Source organism: Anaerobacillus alkaliphilus, from assembly GCF_004116265.1.
In the GTDB taxonomy this organism is placed as follows: Bacteria; Bacillota; Bacilli; order Bacillales; family Anaerobacillaceae; genus Anaerobacillus; species Anaerobacillus alkaliphilus.
Genome location: NZ_QOUX01000023.1, coordinates 47,316 through 65,912 on the forward strand (window position 1 = coordinate 47,316; position 18,597 = coordinate 65,912).

Here is an 18,597-nt window from a genome sequence, read left to right on the forward strand (position 1 = left end):
CTCTAACAACCACCTTCAATATTTTTTCAACAGGGAACCATAGCATTTGACAGTGCAAGCTTATCAGCAATGATGGTGACTCGAGGATGTTTTTTTAACGCTGATGCTGGAAAATTACTATCAACATCGTCCGTAAGTAGTCGCTTTACAGCCTCTGCTTTGTTTTCCCCTGACACTAATAATAAGATTTCTTTACTCTTTAGAATAGACTGAATTCCCATGGTAATCGCATGTGTTGGAACTTCATTTATATTAGAAAAGTAACGTGCATTTGCTTCTCTCGTAGACTTGGCAAGCTTCACTACATGAGTAAGAGTGTCAAACGATGTCCCCGGTTCATTAAAGCCGATATGACCATTTTCCCCAATACCAAGGATCTGCAAATCAATGCCACCGTTTACTTCGATCAGTTCTTCATAGTTTTTACATTCTAATGCTATATCTGTTGCTAAACCATCCGGAAGATGAATATTCGCTTTTGGAATATCAATATGTTGAAACAATATCTGTTCCATGTATTGATGATAACTATTTGGATGATCTTTTGATAAGCCAATATATTCGTCTAAATTAAAGGATGTAATGTTTTGATAAGACGTTTGATTTTGCTTGTAATCTTCAATGAGTAATTCGTATGTTCCCTTAGGGGTTCCACCTGTTGCAAAGCCAAGTTTTAACGCATTGTTATTGCTAATCTTATTTATAATGAATTGAGATGCTCGTTGACTCATATCTTGATAGCTATTCACTTGGATAATTTTCATTCTAAGTCCCCCTTTCTATAAACAAGTTTTCCTCGACAAAACGTCATTAGGAGTTCGTTATTTTGATCAAGGATGATTAAATCCGCGTCCTTCCCTACTTTTAAACTTCCCTTTCGATGATAGACATTTAGCCTTTTAGCGGGATTTCCGGCTGTCATTTGAATCATTTCTTCTATCGTACAACCCGTAAACTCTAGCATATTTCTAACTCCGGCATCCATCTTTAGGATACTACCTGCAAGTGTCCCATCTTCTAGAACTGCTTTCCCATTCTGAACTGTTACTTCTTGACCACCAAGATCATAAGAGCCATCTGCTAATCCTTTTGCTCTAATAGAGTCAGTAATTAAGATTATTTTTTCTGCTTTTTTGGCATTATAGGTACTCTTTACAATAGCCGGGTGGATATGAATACCATCAACAATCATCTCCACATAAAGATCTTCGTTTGCTAATGCTGTTCCTGCAACACCTGGTTCTCGATGGTGTAAGCCACGCATTCCATTGTATAAATGAGTGATATGAGATGCACCAGCTTTGATTGCTTCCTCCATATCCGAATGATAGGCATCGGAGTGACCAATGGAAGCGACCACATCGTTTTCCTTTAAATACCGGATTAGCTCAAGGCCATTTTCTTCTTCAGGTGCTAATGTTACGACCTTTATTGCTCCAGTGGCAATCTTCTGCCAGGTTTGAAATAAAGTTAGGTCTGGCTTTCTAATATATTGATGAGGTTGAGCTCCTGCACGCTTTTTAGAAATAAACGGTCCTTCTAGATGTACACCTAGAATTTCTGCCCCTTCTTCTTGAGAATTCATATAAATGGCAGTATTTCGAAGAGCTTTCTCTATGGCTTTTACTTCTTGTGTAATAGTCGTTACTAAAAAACTTGTTGTTCCTTCTCTTGGCAAAGAAATAGCCATATTTCTTAACGCTTCTTCTGTTGCATCCATCATATCGGTACCATTTACTCCATGGATATGCAAATCTATCATACCCGGAAGTGCTGAATTACCTGGTGGAAACTCTATTTTTTCATAGCGAGGATCGTTTCCAAATATATCCATACAACCTATCTCAGCAATTTCTCCAGATTTAATTTTGATAAATCCGTTTTCAATAACTTCATTTTCCGTATAAACTTGAATGTTTGTTAATGCTAGTTGCTCTTTCATCACTGCCTCCTATAACTGAAAGCCGGGAATTTCAGTACCCTTACGAACATTTCGGCCAATTGGATATTTCAGAGTTTGTGCATACTTCGTACGATTTAAACAGCCTCGCAATGTTCCTAGAGCTTTGTAGTAATCGTAGTACCTAAACGAACTTGAGTTCATAATAAACCAATATTTTGAGAGGGCGTGAAGGTATGTCTCAAACTCCTCTGTTACATCAATAAAAATATCCGGCTCATAATTTTGCATATCCTCCCAATTTTCACTATGAAGCATCGCTCTCAAACTATGTGGCGGATATCCCCCTAGTTCAAATCCGGGAAGAGCAGCTTTAAGCCATGCCGCTTCAACAATTTGTGGACACAACGTATGGTCAGGGTGAATGCTATGGGTCCAATGAGTAATCGCGAGTGTAGGCTTTAATTTACGAAATACTGTCGCAACTTCATCAACAATCTCATCCTCAAGTTTTAATTCCGCATCTTTATAATCTAATGTTATTGTATTGACTCCCAATACCTTGGCAGCTTCTTCAGACTCTTTAATCTTTTGAAGACGATAATCTTCCACTGACATGTTTGGTGGTGTCCCTTTTTCGCCTGCTGTTAAATGTAAAAATGTGACTTGATGACCGGCTTTAGCATATTTATGGGCAACTGCACCGACTTGTATTTCTGCATCCCCACAATGAGCTCCAACTACAATCACATGTATTTTTTCTGACATACTATCCGCCCTTTCGAAAGGAAATTAATAGAGGAGATATTTTTCTCTAATAGCTTTAAAGGATTCTAGCTTACTGTTTTCTTTCGCTAACCACTGCTCGATTGATTTTTGTTCATCAATTATCTTTCTAAATTCATTTGTTCCCATTAATAAGTCAATGAAAAATCTCCCTGGCACCGCTTCGAACCATTGAAATTCATTAGGGTACAGTTGCTTTGCTTCAGCAATCATGGCGATACCAACCTCAACCGGTTTTACTACTTCACGATCTGTAACATGGACCTGTACTCCTTGACAAAGCTCACCTTGATATTTAGAAGTATAAGGTGTAAAAAATGTTTCACGGAAAATTACTCCTGGTAACGAAAGCTGGTTTAATCTTTTTGCCCATTCATAACCATTGATCCACGATGCACCCACGATTTCAAATGGTTTCGTTGTCCCACGCCCTTCAGAGAGATTTGTTCCTTCAAATAGACAAGTACCCGGATATAGCGTCGCCATCTCTAAGGAGGTAGAATTTGGTGAAGGCATAACCCAAGGCAGCTTCGTCTCATCAAACCAATAACTGCGCTCCCAATTTTTGAGAGAAATTACCTTAAGTGAACAACCAATTTGAAAATGTTCATTAAACATTTGCGCTAATTCTCCAACCGTCATTCCATGCCGTAACGGAATTGGGTACAAGCCTACAAAAGATTGAAAGTTTTCATCTAATATATTCCCCTCGACTTTGACTCCTGTTATTGGATTAGCTCTATCTAAAACGATAAATTGTAGATTATGTTCTTTCGCTGCCTCCATACAGTAAGCCATTGTATAGATATAAGTATAAAACCTGACACCAATGTCTTGAATGTCAAAGATCAAGGCATCTAGACCTTTTACCATATCAGCTGTTGGTCTTTTAGTGTCACCATAAAGGCTATAAACTGGCAATCCAGTTCGTTCATCAATTTCATCCGCTAGTTTATCACCTGCACGATTATTTCCGCGGAACCCATGTTCAGGAGAGAAGATTTTTTTTATTTTAAAATTCTCTTTGAGCAGCTCATCAATTCCAAACTTTAGTTCCTTTGTCACTGAAGTATGATTGGTTACCAGCCCAATGCGTAAATCTTTTAATGATTTGTAAGTAGATTGATAGAGTAATTGCTCAAGTCCTGTTATTACCGAGACCATATTCATCCCTCCTTCAAGAACGACCATTTATTCTAATGACTTCTTCATCACGTGAAACTCTCTTGAGATTGAGAAGCCGACTTTTTTGTACAAGTGGCCAGCTGGTGTCTTTTCACCTGTCCATAGAAACCAAGCCCCGTGGAGACCTTCTGCCCTCATTGCTGCTAGGCAATCATAGAGCAGAATTTTGCCAATACCTGTTCCACGTGTTTCCTCATCAACACCAAATGGACCAAACCGTTCTGGAATACCTTCATACCCTCCATATAAACAAAAACCGATTAATTGTTGTTTAGGATTGCGAGCGACAAAGACTCGAGACATTGGTAAGCCTTGTAAAATCCCTTCTCTTATCGCTCTACCCCAATCAGGATTAAATTTGTCGTTAGCAAATCTAATAAGTTCATATAAGTCACCGTCTTCAACTGGGCCAAATGTAAATCCCTCAGAAACACGCTTTTCTTTTAGTTCAATTACATCTTCTGGTATCTCGCAACTCAAGAGTGAATAATCCATCGCAATTGGTGAATATAATCGTGAAAAACCCATGCTCTTTAGAAATGCAAAACCTGCAGGATATGTCTTTTCATCAATCCCAGGCAGTAAATAATTCGGCGCATATGAAGCAAAAAAAACACTCGTTCGACCGGCATTACGCAGAAAATTACAAGCATCCTCTAGTAATCTTGATCCTACCTTCAACTTTTGATAGTTTCGATCCACAAAGAAAAAAGGAATCCAGCCATTATCCAACTCTAAGTCAGTACCATACATAGGCAATAATCTCCGTACTGCATAGACAACCCCAACTAGTCGATCATTGGAAAACGCTAAACGCAAACCTTCAGGATCAAAATTAGCGTCAAGAAGAACAAGATTTCTGAAACGTTTTTGATTGATCGGGTCCTTTGGTAAACAAAAATTCCACAACGTGACAATACTCTGCTCATCTCCAGCCTGATATTGACGATATTCTAACTGAGTGACCGTTTTTTCTTTCATAACGAACCTCTCCTTTTTATCATTTATATTTCTTTAAATTCCTTTAAATGATATTTTATTTTAAGTTAATTATATATTTTTTAAAATAAAATTACACTATTTTTCTACTAAAATTTACTAATATTATGGCATTCCTTAGTTTCCTACTGGGACTTTTGAACGCATTCTACAAAAAATAAACGGATACCCAACACAACTAAACCAGAAGGTCATAGTATGCTTATAAATTAAACGTAGGCTAAATAGTCATTTTACGTAAACTTAAATGACGGAGGCGGTTGTTAAACCATGGAGTATATACAATCATTGAAGGGTAGCACTTGTTGGGTTTATCAAGGAGGAAATGAAACTAGTTTCGGAAAAATCGTCGATACAACTGAAGATTTTATGGTCATGCATACAGAATCCGATGAAATTATTTACTATAATATTGCACATGTGAAAACGATTTGTGAAGATTCTACTTTGCGTTTCGTTTCACTAAATTGCTTTGAAAACAATGAACCAGAGTATGTACTGGCCAAAAACCTACATGAACTCCTCGATAAGCTCAAATATCGAAGTGTACGTATCAGTAGTGGCCAAGACGTAAGAACTGGTATGTTAGTTGAAGTAAAAGAGGATTACATTGGTATTTTCACAGAAGAAGATGGAGTTACCTTCTATACTAGCAGCTATATTCATAGTATAAGTGAACCAAATAGAAGCGCATCCGATATTACTTATCAGGAAGTAGAATTTCAAACATTCCAACCAATGAATAGTCAAATTATTGGAAAGAACTTCAATCAATTATTAACCAATTTAAAATTTAGTTGGATTAATATTAACAGAAATAGACTAGATCGGATTGACGGTTTACTTGTTGAGATCTATGAAGATTATCTAACATTAATTCAAAAACAAATGGTCATTAGAATTCCAATCAATCAGATCAGGAATGTTAGCTTTGCCGGTGTAAGTATTTTAAAGGAGGAAAGCACTATTAATAGTGAACTAGTAATTGCGGACGACAGGGATAGCATTCGTGATGAAAACCTATTAAGTCTAAGTAGCGAAACTAGTAATGAAAGTCATGAAGTCAAAAATAATAGCGAGGAAGATACCCAAGAGATAACAGAAGATGTTGCAGATGAAGAGTCTAGTAAAAAAAAACAAGTGAATTAACTGAACAACTTAAATATAAAAACGTATTCTATTTTTACTCGATATCTTCTCAAGGCAAGACTGAACACTTTACCAAACCTATCAAAGCATGCTGAGTAAAATAGCACCTCCAACTTCTAAAAATGGAGGTGCTTTTCTATTATTTTTACAGGTCATCAAACCCGTTATCAACAGATACCTTTGTGTATTGACGTGACTTCTGTTCGAAAAAGTCACTTTTACTGCTGTTTACATCTTCATAGGCTTTAATCCATTTCATTGGATTTGTACGGTACCCCTCAAACGGCCTCTCAATTCCCAATTCATTGACTCGTTTATTCGCGATAAATTTGATATAGGATTCTAAATCCTCCATTTGAATACCAGAAATTTTTTCTCCAATAATATGACGACCCCATTGGATTTCCAGCTCAGCAGCTCGCCTGAATGTAGCTTGTACAAACTGGTCGTTAGCTTCACTATTTAATTCAGGATACTCTTTTCGTAGTTCTTTAAAAATATTTGAAAATAAATAAACATGCAACTGTTCATCACGATTAATGTAATTGATCATTGTCGAAGTTGAAACCATTTTCTGATTTCTTGCTAGGTTATAGAAGAAGCTAAAACCAGAATAAAAATTTAGACCTTCTAAAATCACATCATAGACAATCGACTCAAGCAATGTTTGAGGAGTTGGATCATTGATAAAACGATTATAACCTTCAGCGATAAAATCATTTCTTTCTCGAAGGATTGGATCATGCTTCCAATACTCAAAAATCTCATCTTGTTTTTGTTTATGAACAACGCTAGATAAGACATAAGAATAGCTTTGATTGTGGACTACCTCTTGAAAAGCTAGTACCGTCATTAATGCTGATAAACTAGAGTCTGTTAGATATCTCGCTACATGCATGGAATAGTCTGTTTGAATACTGTCTAAAAAAGCTAATAAACCAATAATCTTATTGAATGCTTCTTTCTCTACTAAACTTAATTTTTCATACTGTTTGATATCTGTGGACATGTTGATTTCAAACGGTGTCCAGAAGTTTGCTAACATATTTTTGTAGAGTGGATAAGCCCAAGGGAAGCGAACATCATCCCAGTTTAAAACATTTGAGCTTTGGCCATTAATTATGCCTGTAGATGCATTTGGTGCGGTTACATCATATAATTTCCTCGGGTGTAATGTGGTCATTGACTCATCCCTCCTAACTAGAACAACTTTCACAATCGTCTAACTCTGTAGCTGTTGATCGAACATAATAGGTTGTTTTTAGACCTTGTTTCCAAGCTTCTATGTGTAGGTCTAATAAGTCCTTCGCTCGAACCGTATTTTTTACATATAAATTAAATGAAATGGCCTGATCAATATGTTTTTGTCTTGCTGCATTCTGTTTAATGCTCCAGTGTTGGTCAATGTTATGAGCAGATTTATAGTACCAGGTAGTCGTTGCATTCAAATCAGGTGCTGTCACTGTAATTTTATAGTTTTTCTTTTCCTCAGAGTACTCTTTTTTAAAGATTGGATCGATAGAAGCAGTAGAGCCAGCGATAATCGAGGTTGTTGAATTTGGCGCCACCGCTAGCAAATAACCATTGCGAAGGCCGTATTGCTTCACTTCCTCTTTGAGTTCCTGCCACCTATCCGTTTGGTAGTTCCTAGCTTCAAAGTATTGGCCATTTTCCCAGTCAGATCCTTTAAATACCGGATAGACACCCTTTTCTTTGGCCAATTCTAGACTTGCTTTAATAGAAAGATAATTAATTTCTTCATATAAAGCATCTGCAAACCGAACTGCTTCCTCGGACTCCCACTTCACTTGTTTAATAGCCAAAAGATGATGCCAACCAAATGTACCCAAACCAATGGCACGATATTTTTGATTTGTTAACTGCGCTTGTGGGACATCAATTTTATTAAGGTCGATCACATTATCAAGCATTCGTACCTGGATAGGAATTAGCCGTTTTAGGACATCGTCAGTAACTGCTTTTGCAAGTGAAATGGAACTTAAGTTACAAACTACATAATCACCTGGCTGTTTCGTTATTACGATATTTCCATCTTGAGTCACTTCTTCCTTCACCAAAGTTGGACTCATGTTTTGCATAATTTCAGTACAAAGATTCGAACCATAAATCATCCCGGCATGTTTATTGGGGTTAAGACGGTTGACCGTATCTCGATAGAACATATACGGTGTCCCTGTTTCTAATTGTGAAACCATCAGTCTTTTCATGATTTCAATCGCAGGAATAGCTTCTCTAGAGAGAGCATCAGTTGCGATACATTCCTCATACTTAGTCCGAAATGTTCCTTCACCTTTTTGCTCATCAAAATAATCCTCTAATGAAAAACCCATAACTTGGCGAACTTCATGTGGATCAAATAGATACCAATTCTCTCGGTTTTCGACTTTCTCCATAAAAATGTCTGGAATACACACGCCAGTGAATAAGTCATGTGTTCGGAAGCGCTCATCACCGTTGTTTAGTTTGGCATCTAAAAATGCCAATATATCTTTATGCCAAATGTCTAGATAAACTGCAATCGCTCCTTGACGCTGTCCCAATTGATCGACGCTTACGGCCGTGTTATTAAGCTGTTTCATCCAAGGTAATACACCTGAAGAATTGCCTTTAAAGCCTTTAATTGAAGAGCCCTTTGCCCGTATTTTCCCTAAATATAAACCAAGTCCACCACCATTTTTACTTACCGTTGCGGCATCTGTATTACTATCAAATATGCCTCGCAAACTATCATCCACTGTATCTATAAAGCAGCTAGATAGCTGTCCATAGCTTTTCCCAGCGTTGGCTAGCGTAGGCGTTGCTACCGTCATGTAAAGATTGGATAATGCCCAGTAGGCCTCTTTGACATATTGTAATCTAAATGATTTTGGTTCCTTACTCAGTAGTGTCATGGCAATGATTAAAAATCGTTCTTGTGGTAATTCATATAAGAGTCCTTCATGCGTTCTCGCCAAATAGCGGTCTGCCAAGGTTTTTAATCCAATGTATGTAAATAAATGATCATTTTCAGGAAGAATAATTTTCTCTAACTCGTGAATTTCTGTTGAAGAATAATCTTGTAGTAAATCACTACGGTAAATGCCCTTATTAGTAAGAGCTACTATTAAATCATGTAATGATTGATAGGCTTGTCCACCTCGATTTTTTTCAATTTCTTCATACAAGTCTAATAGATATATTCTTGCAGCAACATACGTCCAATTTGGTTCCTCACTCGTCACTCTATCAAGTGACTCTAAAATTAATAAGTGCAAGACTTTTTCTTTTTCGACGTTATCTAATAATGTATTTATCTTTCCTTGGAACGAAATCGTATCCAGATCAGGATACTGCCTCAAAATTCCTTGTAATTCCTCTTCCCAACTAATTCCTACCTTCATAGTTGTAACCACCTTTCAGTTATACCAAAATAAAAACCCCTTCATCAGAGAAGAGGTTAAAAACGGTACAATGCTTAACAAAGGGGTCTGCGACTAGAAAGATACATAGATCCCCGTACCGTTCCTAGTCCCAATCCCCGAAGACGAAGAAACTTGGAAAACAGGCAGGTCTCCTGACTTATGCTTCTTCCTACTCTGAGCCTTCCCATATAAGTACCACAAAACGTGACGTTCTTATACAGTGGTTTTCTCATTTCGTCCACATTTACAGTTGCGGGGACAGTTTCGGACTTTCACCGAATTCCCTATTAAGTCTATAAAACTAGACACCTGTATTTCCAAATCATATTCACTTTTATCCATATACAGTCATAACTCAATTGCCACGCACTATATATTGTAGTTGTAATTTTATCCTAGGAAAGAATAAATTGCAATCATTTATTTTTTACTAGAGTCGAATGAGGAAGAATTTAGTCAGTTTTACACTGACTAGATGCTTTTCTTATTGATAACAACTTTATGACTGCTCCAAGATTTCGCGCAGTGTTTTTTACATTTTCGTATCCGTTTTCGAGTGCTTCTTCTAGCGATACAACACCTGGTACGATACTAAATACCGCATCAATGCCATGCTCATGAACATTTCTATAGTCGTTTGTTAAACTTCCGGCTATTGCAATAACTGGTACACCATGTTTTTTGGCAGTTAAGGCTACGCAAGTAGGTGTTTTCCCATGTATTGTTTGATGATTAATTCCACCTTCGCCGGTGATGACTAGGTCAGCGTCCCGAACTGCATCTTCCAAATTCGTTGCTTCAATCACTAGATCTCCACCACGCTTTAGTTCAGCAGACAGAAAAGCGAGTAGTCCAGCTCCTAATCCTCCTGCAGCACCGGCGCCTGGAAGATGCTCAATGTCTTTTCCTAGATCACGTCGAATAATAGCAGCATAGTGAGCTAAGTTGTAATCCAACTGAAGAATTTGTTCAGGTGTAGCCCCTTTTTGCGGTCCAAAAATTGCCGAAGCTCCTTTTGGGCCTGTTAACGGATTATTGACATCACAAGCGACGACAATCTTTACTTCTTGTAAACGGGGATCGAGGGAGAAGGCATCAATTTTGGCTAACTTTTCTAAACCCATACCTCCAAGAGGAATTTGATTTCCTTTTTCATCAAGGAGATTGGTTCCAAGAGCTTGTAACATCCCAGCTCCCCCGTCATTAGTGGCGCTTCCTCCGATACCAATGATCATTTTCTCTACACCCTTATCCAACGCAACCTTAATTAATTCTCCTGTTCCCCAAGTCGTTGTATGCATTGGGTTTCTTCTATCAAAAGGTACTAAGTGAATACCTGATGCAGCAGCCATTTCAATTACTACTGTTTTGCCATCACCTAGTAAGCCATACGAGGCTTGAACTGTATTTCCTAACGGGCCAGTAACAGTGGTGGTTTCAATTGTCCCCCCTGTTGCATCTACTAATGATTGAACAGTGCCCTCCCCGCCATCAGCCATTGGTATTTTTACTAAATGGCTATTGGGTAACACTTCTTTTAAACCCTCTTCAATTGCATTAGCTACTTCTAATGCTGTTAAGCTTTCTTTAAAGGAATCAGGTGCAATAACGATCTTCATCTGAAAACTCCTCCCCTATCTGCAATAAGAGACTACATATACTCTTCAACTAATTCAAAGCATCTTTCTTTCGTAATTCGGGCTTGTGTACTAATATATTCTAATGACTCCATCGTTCCTCCTTCAAAAACCTTTGATCTTTTCTTTGCCTCTTCATCTCTATATTTTATCCACCCTCGTTGTTCTTCCCTTAGCTTTGTCATTTCACTCTGAGGTAATCGATTTCAAGTGCGCTATAGATTTCATTTAAAGCATCATCCCATTGAGTGAACTCCTCACTTTGAGCCTGGATCATTTCTAATTGAGTTACAGCTTGTGAGTTTTCAGTTAAGCTATTTTCAATATCATTAAGTTTTGTTAGATAGTCTTCTTTTATATTGGTCTCAGGTTGGTCATGAATAATGCCTACGAGCGCACGATCTTCACCTATTTTCTCAAATACAAGTCGAAGACTACGCCAACCCATTCCATTAGGGCCTGCTTCAATATGATAATCAACGAAGTCATGGCTCTCTCTAGGATAGACTGCAGTCAAGTTCTCTAGTGAGCTATCTTGCCCAAGTATCTGATTTAATGCAACTTCTGCATTCATGAAGTCTACACCGTATACATAGTTTTTATAATATTCTTCATTTGTTAACTCAATCTGCTGATGTAAGCTAGATGAGGTTCGCCAAACTCGTTTAGTAGAATCTTTCATGAAACCTTCCAACTGATTTCTGGTCAAAACGATGTCAGTCTCCATATCAACATTAGCATAAGGAGAAAAACGAACCCCTTTTTCGTAGTGTGCCCATACTGCAACTGTTGCCATATCCTCATTTTTAAGTGCCCTGATTATTGTTGTTGCCGCTTCTAACGCTGTCGGAGGTAGTCCCTCTAATCCCATTTCTTCCTCGTCTTGGATCTGTTTTTCTACAATGCCACCTACTAATTCGTAAAAGGCTTTATTTCCTTCACTAATGAAAGAAGTCGGTATCTCTCCTGTCGTAAAACTATTCCTAATATAAACCGTTCCATTCACATCGACCATTACCGTACTATAAATTTCTTCACTTGAATTAAAAGAAATTGTTAGTAAAAACTGGTTAGGTTGCGCCGACTCTAGCGTCTCAGCAAATTCATTTTCGGTAATTTTCAACTTCTGCAACTCATCGGATACTTTAACCATATCTGCATCATTCAAATAAAAGTAAATATCTTCTTCATTCCAGCTTACTTTAATAAATTCAACAACACCCATGTTAGTTACATCACCAAATAGGAGTTTTTCTTCTGAAGGTAGCGCCTGATATTCGTTGTCCTCAACCACTTTTTGCAACATAGGAGCTAATAGAATGCTTAAAATGAGCGCAACGGCAGCGAATGATAGATAGTACTTATATTGGTAGGACCTTTTCTTTCCAGTCGTTTTCGAGGTTCTTTTATCAAACATTACATTCATTTGATTGAATATTTTAGACTTTTCATCTTCTGAGATCGTTATTTTTTCTTGTATACCATCAAACTCTTTATCCCATTTGTCTAAATCGTCAAATTTTCTCATTGCGAAAAGCCCTCCTTTTCCAATTGCTCCTTTAAAGCTTTTAGACCCCTTAATAAAGTAGTCTTTACCTTACTTTCGCTCCATTCAAGAATATTGGCTGTTTCTTGAATCGAAAAATCCTTTATTTTTCTTAAAATAATGACATCTCGGTGTGCCCTTCTTAACTTATGGAGTGCACAGTATAGTTCTTTTTCTGTTTCATTTAATGTTGCAATTTTTTCAGGAGTGTTGATCTCAGATGCAATGTAGGGAGTCCGATTGAATAAGTACGCTATCGGTCTATCCTTTCTAATAAAGTCTATCGTTAGGTTTCTAGCAATTCGAAAAAGCCACCCCTTTGCACTCCCACCTTGAAATGACGTGTATTTGTCAAAAGCAAGTAAGAAGGTCTCTTGCATAAAGTCCTTTGCCCGTTCATGATCACCAATCATAAATAACACATACTGGTAAATGTCATTGCTATAGTCAAGGTACCATTGATTGACTTGCTCCTTAATAATTGAATTCTCCAAAAGGTTCCTTTCCTTTCTAAACGATATATTTTTACTTTATCAACGGTTGATAATGAAAAAAGTTACACTTTTAAAAAATTCCATAAACTATCAAAAAAGAGGAGATACTTAGTATTCTCCTCTTTTTCGTATAGATTAACTTAAAACTTCCTCAACCTCTTCTACCTAGGTAGGAAATTCCCAATCTTGGTGCAAACGAGTGCCACTACAGTAATAAAATAACAATTATGTCTTTCATTATTATATACTCTTACCTATATCCCACTTCTTTAAGGAGACTATTTCCAATTCATCCTCAGCAAAAAAGCAAATTCCAGTTGCTTGTTCACTCGGGTACACTCGCCCAGTCATCACCTGTTCACCTCCATTGATAAACACTTCAATAGATGACTTATCAATATAAATATGTAAGTGTAACTGACCATTTTTTAATACCGCAGGTGCTTTACGTATTCCTCTTGGACCAACTCCTGCTTTTTTTCGGTCAAACGTGAGGGTTTCTTCTCTCGCATGATAAACTAGTACTGTTTCTTGTTGTCTTTCTTCATCTACTCGAAGTTTTAATCCGAATTCAGCTGAAGTTTTCGCATCCACGACAACTTCTAACTCTATGCAATCTCCCGAAATACCTGGGAGCTTTGCTTCACCTTTCATCTTGATGTTGCGGTACTCTATAAACTCACCTCGTAGAGCCTTTAGCTCAGGTACTGGTTTAGAAATGACTTTTCCATTTGCTAGTGTTAACTCCCGTGGTAATGTCATCGCTCCAGCCCAATCAAACTCTCTTTCTGGCATGTCACTTTCCCACATGGCCATCCAAGATACCATCACACGACGTCCCTTAGCATCAAGGGTAGTTTGCGGTGCGTAAAAATCAAACCCATAATCAAGCATCGTAAATGGGCCATGTTCAAAAATTCCAGTTTCATAATTTAATGATCCAATTACATAACCAGATTGGTGTAAATTATGATAAAGATCCCCTTCAGGCTTAACACCTTGTGGCGACATCACGAGTATATCTTTGCCGTCCAAGTGGAAAAGATCTGGACATTCCCACATAAATCCGAAATTGCCTTCTCCTTTTGCAGCCATACTAAGAAAATCCCAATCAGTTAAATTAGTAGACCGATACAGAAGAATTTGACCAGCTTCTTCATTTGTCTTTGAACCCAAGACACAATAATAATATTCGCCATGTTTCCATACTTTCGGATCACGGATATGGTTAGGATTTACATTTCCTACAGGAACACCTGATATAACCGGATTTTGTTCCAGTTTTCTGAACCGAATTCCGTCCTCACTTACTGCCAAGCACTGCACTTGTTTAAGGTCTGTATCACGGTTTTCTCCAGTCCAAGTATTACCTGTATACATTAGATACAGTTTCCCATCTTTCTCAATCGCACTTCCTGAAAAACAACCGTCTTGGTCATAGTCCTCACTTGGCGCTAGAGCTATCGGTAAGTGCTCCCAATTAGCCAAATCTTTACTTTTTACATGTCCCCAATACATTGGACCCCACTCTGCCGAATACGGATGGTGCTGATAGAACAGATGATACTCACCATCATAGTAGACGAAGCCATTCGGATCATTAATCCAATTAGCTCGGGAAGCGACATGATAGTGTAATCTCCAGTGGTTTTCTGCTACTTGCTTCTTTAATACTTCTATATTTTTATTTGCTTTATCTATTAGTTCTTGATGTAACATCATTCACTCACCTCTATATTTTGTTATCACTTTACTTAATTTACCGAAATTTGAAATAAAAACCTGTGTGCCTTTCCTTAGAAGTAACTATAGGTCTTATTCTGAACAAAAACGAATGTACTAAAACAATGTTTTCACTTATATAGTTCTAATAGGCTTGTTTATTCCAAGAAATCGGAGGTTACCAATTGTTTTATAAAGTGTTTCCAGGATTAAAGCAGCTTATCTATTACCAATCTTCTAATCTTAAAGGAGATCTTAGTGCTGCCATCATTGTCTCAATATTATTTATACCACAGAGTATGGCGTACGCTGTCATCGCAGGTGTGCCAATTGTCATGGGATTATATGCAGCAACGATCCCGCTGATTATCTATGCATTATTTGGAAGTTCAAACTATTTGTCTGTTGGTCCAATCTCAATTGTTTCGCTACTAGCATTTTCCGGTGTTTCAAGCATAGCCAAGCCTAACACCAATACCTTTTTAGAGCTAATAATTGTGCTAGCGTTTATTATAGGTTTTCTACAACTAACTATGGGATTAATGAAAACAGGGAAAATCTTCGACTATATTTCCCCACTAGTAGTGCAAGGGTTTACATCAGCTGTAGCCATAATTATTGCACTTAATCAAATAAAGTCACTCATGGGAGTATCGCTTCCTAAGTACGAGAACTTACTCATTTATAGTAGCAATATTTATCACAAGCTGCCTGACATTAATTTTTTCACATTGAGCATCGGAATAGGAAGCTTCCTATTCTTACTCTTATTAAAAAGAATTCCCAAAATAACCTTTTTAGGCCCTTTATTTTTGGTGGTCGCTTCAACTCTACTAGTTAGATTTTTTGACTTACACTTAAAGGGAGTTGCTACAATTGGTTCTATTCCCAAGGGGCTACCACAATTCTCAGTAAACCTTCCAACTCTAGAGATCTTTCAGCTATTATTTCCGATAGCTTTTATGATAGCAATTATTTCTTTTCTCGAGTCCTATGCGGTTGTTAAGACTCTAGCAAGTAAAAAGAAAGAAAAGATTAATAGCAATCAGGAGTTAGTAGGCCTAGGGTTAGCCAATATCTCAAGTTCATTCATTGGTGCAATACCAGTCGGAGGAGCACTTTCAAGAACAGCAGTTAACTACAATTCAGGGGCGAAAAGTAACCTTTCGTTACTACTAACTGCTATTTTAGTATTAATAAGCTTACAATTTTTGACGCCACTTTTTTATTATTTACCAATGGCTGCTTTAGCCTCGATTATTATTATTGCCGTTTCCCATCTTATAAACTTAAGAGAGATGGTAGACTTAATCAAGGCACGTTCTAAAGCAACAATCCTATTCTTTATTACGTTTTTCTCCACCTTAATGATCGATATTTTTTATGGATTGGTAATCGGCATTCTGTTATCTATGCTAATGTTTATCCAAAAAATTCGTATCATATAAAAAATGGACACTCATCCTAATTCGGTGAGTGTCCACTTCATTATATTTTATAGCTTACTTTCTTAATTTTCCTTGATACATACTTAAAACTTTTCTCGTCCCCGTTTTTTTCGAATACCCAAAGAGCTTCGCGATAAAGTCTCAACATTTCCTCTGAGAATTTCCCATCCAATTTAAACTTTACCTGTCCTTTTAAGTAATATAAATACCCGAGCATAAACAACGATTGATCTTTGTTACACGTCAAAATTCCTTGCTCACATAGTGTATATGCTTTCTTAAAAGCCTTCATCAAGCTAGCATTTCTAGCAGCATTATAATAGATATTTATAAAAATAACATTGTTTGTTAAAGCTGGAGATTTTTTAGCGTATTCAATAATTTTCGAATAGAGCTCATCGGCTTCAACGTATCTTCCTTGCTCGTTAAACAAGATCGCCTTTGAAATCAAAATTTCAATTTCTCGTACTGAATAGTTTTTTGCACTTGTCTTTGATAGTGAAAGAGCTTGATCATACAGTTTTTCCGCTGTTTCTTTATCATTTTTAAGATAATTGACGCAGATAGCTTCTCTCCATAAAATGTATTGTTTTAAGTGCTTAACGTTAGTAAACTGAGGATTATTTTTTTCGATTTTCACTATATCATAAGCCTCACTGTAACATCTTTTACGAATAAGTTCATTTATTTGGTTGCAGGTTTCCTGTACATAGTTGTAGGTCGGTGTCTTTGTATCATCTTGAAAAAAGTAATCGATTGTTACCCCTAAGCGCTCACTAATTTCGTATAGAAGCTGCGCCGATATATAAACATTTTCATTTTTTTCTATCGTACTTATCATGGCTTGAGAACATATACCTTCAGAAAGTTCTTCCTGAGTCATTTTCCAATATTTTCTTAAATCTTTAACTTTCTTGCCAATATCATTCATAGTAGACCTCCGAAAAAATCGTATACTTCAATTTTATCAATATATTTATAAAAATAGTGAAAAAGAAGAGAAAATTCTTTGAAAGTCCTCTTTTTTCACCAAATTTCCCGTATTTTCGAGGAATTTATGATGATGTAATCTCAAGTATGATAGGTGTAACTACTACCATTCGAAGAGGACTATAATATATGAAAAAAAAGATTTCTTACCATATTATTAGTAACTGGTATAGCTTAGATACCAGTCAACCTGAACCTAAAAAAAGAAGAACAAAACCTAGATCAATTGACTCATTAAAATATAAGAAACGTTCCATGATAGTCTTTGGAATAAATAATTTTCCGAAACAATAGCGATCAACCTATAATCAGTTGATCGCTTACTTTAGTTTTTCTTATCAGCAGGAAACACTAACCCCATTTGTTTTCTAGCGTCCTCCATGATTAATGCTGTTAGGTAAGAGTTTTCGTAGGAATTCATTTCTGACTCTCTCCTATTGTTATTAATTAAATAGATGAATTCTTTTACCTCATAGTACATTGAGTTGCTTACTTGTTCTTTCGAAAACACTTCACTACTACCATCACGATATCTGATTTCCACATGTTCCGGAACGTTTAGTTTATCGATAATCATTGTCCCATTCTCACCTTGTATCTCTGATGGAAGGTATGAGTTTGTAATTTTTGAATGAAAGATAACTGTTTCCATTTGATCATAGCTTAATAGTAGACTGCCTTCTCCATCCACTCCAGAAGATAGCAAATACCCATTAGCTTTTACTTGATTTGGTTTGCCAAACAATATAACAGAAGGGTAAATACAGTAAATTCCGATGTCCATAAGTGAACCGTTAGAAAAAGTCGGATCAAAGGCATTTAGTAAGGTGCCATTTTTAAAAGCATCATAGCGAGACGAATATTGGCAATACGAAGCGACAAATCGACGTACTGGCCCAAGTTTGTGCAAGTGATCTTTAATAACTTGAAAACTCGGAACAAAGCTGGATTTAACAGCTTCCATTAGTAGCACATTGTTCTGCTTTGCCGTTTCAATCATGAATTGAACCTCACTTGAATTTGACGCCATCGGTTTCTCCACAAGGACATGTTTGCCATAATTCATGAACAGACAGGCTTGTTCTGCATGCAACGAGTTAGGGCTTGCTATGTAGATCGCATCAAGTTGATCGCTACTGGCCATTTCCTCAAGTGATGTAAACGTGTGCTTCAATTGATATTTACTGGCAAATTGTTCTCCTTTTTCACTTGTTCTTGAATAGACTGCTGTTAATTCAAATCCCTCAACGAGACTTGCTGCCTCAATAAACTGCTCTGTAATCCAGTTGGTTCCTACTAGGCCAAAACGTACCATGATT

The 18,597-nt window shown here is 37.1% G+C and carries 16 protein-coding genes and 1 riboswitch; of the genes, 2 read left to right on the forward strand and 14 right to left on the reverse strand.

All coding sequences use genetic code 11. The annotated features are described in order from the left end of the window. Positions 1–26: 26 nt before the first annotated feature. From nagB to DS745_RS06125, 5 genes are read right to left on the reverse strand one after another with little or no spacing between them, the layout of a single operon-like run. A complete protein-coding gene (nagB, locus tag DS745_RS06105) occupies positions 27–764 on the reverse strand; it encodes a glucosamine-6-phosphate deaminase (RefSeq protein WP_129077395.1) in 738 nt (245 codons plus the stop codon). Beyond that, entirely contained in the window at positions 761–1,942 is a 1,182-nt protein-coding gene (gene nagA, locus DS745_RS06110) for an N-acetylglucosamine-6-phosphate deacetylase (RefSeq protein WP_129077396.1), read from the reverse strand. Before nagA ends, nagB begins: the two co-directional genes overlap by 4 nt. 9 nt (positions 1,943–1,951) lie before the next feature. Continuing rightward, positions 1,952–2,668, reverse strand: a complete 717-nt coding sequence (locus DS745_RS06115) for a PIG-L deacetylase family protein (protein WP_129077397.1) — start codon at positions 2,666–2,668, stop codon at positions 1,952–1,954. Between the two features lie 24 nt (positions 2,669–2,692). Continuing rightward, a complete protein-coding gene (locus DS745_RS06120; protein WP_129077398.1) occupies positions 2,693–3,850 on the reverse strand; it encodes an exo-beta-N-acetylmuramidase NamZ family protein in 1,158 nt (385 codons plus the stop codon). Between the two features lie 27 nt (positions 3,851–3,877). Further along, on the reverse strand, positions 3,878–4,852 hold the full coding sequence (locus DS745_RS06125) for a GNAT family N-acetyltransferase (protein ID WP_129077399.1): 975 nt from the start codon (positions 4,850–4,852) through the stop codon (positions 3,878–3,880). A 288-nt stretch (positions 4,853–5,140) separates the two neighbouring features. Between DS745_RS06125 and DS745_RS06130 the strand changes: the two genes are divergently transcribed. Next, positions 5,141–6,019 carry a hypothetical protein gene (locus DS745_RS06130; protein WP_129077400.1) on the forward strand — a complete coding sequence of 293 codons (879 nt, stop codon included), beginning with the start codon at positions 5,141–5,143 and terminating at the stop codon, positions 6,017–6,019. A gap of 145 nt (positions 6,020–6,164) precedes the next feature. Here DS745_RS06130 and DS745_RS06135 read toward each other — a convergent pair whose 3' ends face one another. From DS745_RS06135 to DS745_RS06165, 7 genes are all read right to left on the reverse strand, one after another. Further along, on the reverse strand, positions 6,165–7,202 hold the full coding sequence (locus DS745_RS06135; RefSeq protein WP_129077401.1) for a ribonucleotide-diphosphate reductase subunit beta: 1,038 nt from the start codon (positions 7,200–7,202) through the stop codon (positions 6,165–6,167). 13 nt (positions 7,203–7,215) lie between these two features. Next, complete coding sequence (locus DS745_RS06140; RefSeq protein WP_129077402.1) at positions 7,216–9,420, reverse strand: ribonucleoside-diphosphate reductase subunit alpha; 2,205 nt, start codon at positions 9,418–9,420, stop codon at positions 7,216–7,218. Between the two features lie 146 nt (positions 9,421–9,566). Then, positions 9,567–9,769: riboswitch (cobalamin riboswitch) on the reverse strand. 124 nt (positions 9,770–9,893) lie between these two features. Further along, positions 9,894–11,060: a glycerate kinase gene (locus DS745_RS06145; protein WP_129077403.1), complete on the reverse strand. Its 1,167-nt coding sequence runs from the start codon at positions 11,058–11,060 to the stop codon at positions 9,894–9,896. A gap of 32 nt (positions 11,061–11,092) precedes the next feature. Beyond that, positions 11,093–11,263: a lysozyme inhibitor LprI family protein gene (locus tag DS745_RS06150; RefSeq protein ID WP_129077404.1), complete on the reverse strand. Its 171-nt coding sequence runs from the start codon at positions 11,261–11,263 to the stop codon at positions 11,093–11,095. Next, the gene (locus DS745_RS06155) at positions 11,260–12,606 is read right to left on the reverse strand and encodes a lysozyme inhibitor LprI family protein (protein WP_129077405.1); all 1,347 of its coding nucleotides are present in this window, start codon (positions 12,604–12,606) and stop codon (positions 11,260–11,262) included. Before DS745_RS06155 ends, DS745_RS06150 begins: the two co-directional genes overlap by 4 nt. Beyond that, entirely contained in the window at positions 12,603–13,118 is a 516-nt protein-coding gene (locus DS745_RS06160) for an RNA polymerase sigma factor (RefSeq protein ID WP_129077406.1), read from the reverse strand. The genes DS745_RS06155 and DS745_RS06160 overlap by 4 nt, the downstream gene beginning before the upstream one ends. Before the next feature lie 240 nt (positions 13,119–13,358). Then, the gene (locus DS745_RS06165) at positions 13,359–14,840 is read right to left on the reverse strand and encodes a glycoside hydrolase family 32 protein (protein ID WP_206662919.1); all 1,482 of its coding nucleotides are present in this window, start codon (positions 14,838–14,840) and stop codon (positions 13,359–13,361) included. Positions 14,841–15,025: 185 nt separating this feature from the next. Between DS745_RS06165 and DS745_RS06170 the strand changes: the two genes are divergently transcribed. After that, positions 15,026–16,288, forward strand: a complete 1,263-nt coding sequence (locus DS745_RS06170) for a SulP family inorganic anion transporter (protein WP_161568187.1) — start codon at positions 15,026–15,028, stop codon at positions 16,286–16,288. A gap of 40 nt (positions 16,289–16,328) precedes the next feature. Here the strand turns inward: DS745_RS06170 and DS745_RS06175 are convergent, their stop codons facing one another. Next, entirely contained in the window at positions 16,329–17,219 is an 891-nt protein-coding gene (locus DS745_RS06175; protein WP_129077408.1) for a helix-turn-helix domain-containing protein, read from the reverse strand. A 384-nt stretch (positions 17,220–17,603) separates the two neighbouring features. Further along, the gene (locus DS745_RS06180) at positions 17,604–18,593 is read right to left on the reverse strand and encodes a Gfo/Idh/MocA family protein (protein ID WP_129077409.1); all 990 of its coding nucleotides are present in this window, start codon (positions 18,591–18,593) and stop codon (positions 17,604–17,606) included. Positions 18,594–18,597: the final 4 nt, after the last annotated feature.

Excerpts from the sequence above, each read along its gene's own strand:
- DS745_RS06165 (WP_206662919.1), bottom strand. The coding sequence starts at position 14,840 with ATGATGTTACATCAAGAACTAATAGATAAAGCAAATAAAAATATAGAA.
- nagA (WP_129077396.1), bottom strand. The coding sequence starts at position 1,942 with ATGAAAGAGCAACTAGCATTAACAAACATTCAAGTTTATACGGAAAAT.
- DS745_RS06145 (WP_129077403.1), bottom strand. The coding sequence starts at position 11,060 with ATGAAGATCGTTATTGCACCTGATTCCTTTAAAGAAAGCTTAACAGCA.
- DS745_RS06135 (WP_129077401.1), bottom strand. The coding sequence starts at position 7,202 with ATGACCACATTACACCCGAGGAAATTATATGATGTAACCGCACCAAAT.
- DS745_RS06115 (WP_129077397.1), bottom strand. The coding sequence starts at position 2,668 with ATGTCAGAAAAAATACATGTGATTGTAGTTGGAGCTCATTGTGGGGAT.
- DS745_RS06180 (WP_129077409.1), bottom strand. The coding sequence starts at position 18,593 with ATGGTACGTTTTGGCCTAGTAGGAACCAACTGGATTACAGAGCAGTTT.
- nagB (WP_129077395.1), bottom strand. The coding sequence starts at position 764 with ATGAAAATTATCCAAGTGAATAGCTATCAAGATATGAGTCAACGAGCA.
- DS745_RS06150 (WP_129077404.1), bottom strand. The coding sequence starts at position 11,263 with ATGACAAAGCTAAGGGAAGAACAACGAGGGTGGATAAAATATAGAGAT.
- DS745_RS06175 (WP_129077408.1), bottom strand. The coding sequence starts at position 17,219 with ATGAATGATATTGGCAAGAAAGTTAAAGATTTAAGAAAATATTGGAAA.
- DS745_RS06140 (WP_129077402.1), bottom strand. The coding sequence starts at position 9,420 with ATGAAGGTAGGAATTAGTTGGGAAGAGGAATTACAAGGAATTTTGAGG.
- DS745_RS06130 (WP_129077400.1), top strand. The coding sequence starts at position 5,141 with ATGGAGTATATACAATCATTGAAGGGTAGCACTTGTTGGGTTTATCAA.
- DS745_RS06155 (WP_129077405.1), bottom strand. The coding sequence starts at position 12,606 with ATGAGAAAATTTGACGATTTAGACAAATGGGATAAAGAGTTTGATGGT.
- DS745_RS06125 (WP_129077399.1), bottom strand. The coding sequence starts at position 4,852 with ATGAAAGAAAAAACGGTCACTCAGTTAGAATATCGTCAATATCAGGCT.
- DS745_RS06120 (WP_129077398.1), bottom strand. The coding sequence starts at position 3,850 with ATGGTCTCGGTAATAACAGGACTTGAGCAATTACTCTATCAATCTACT.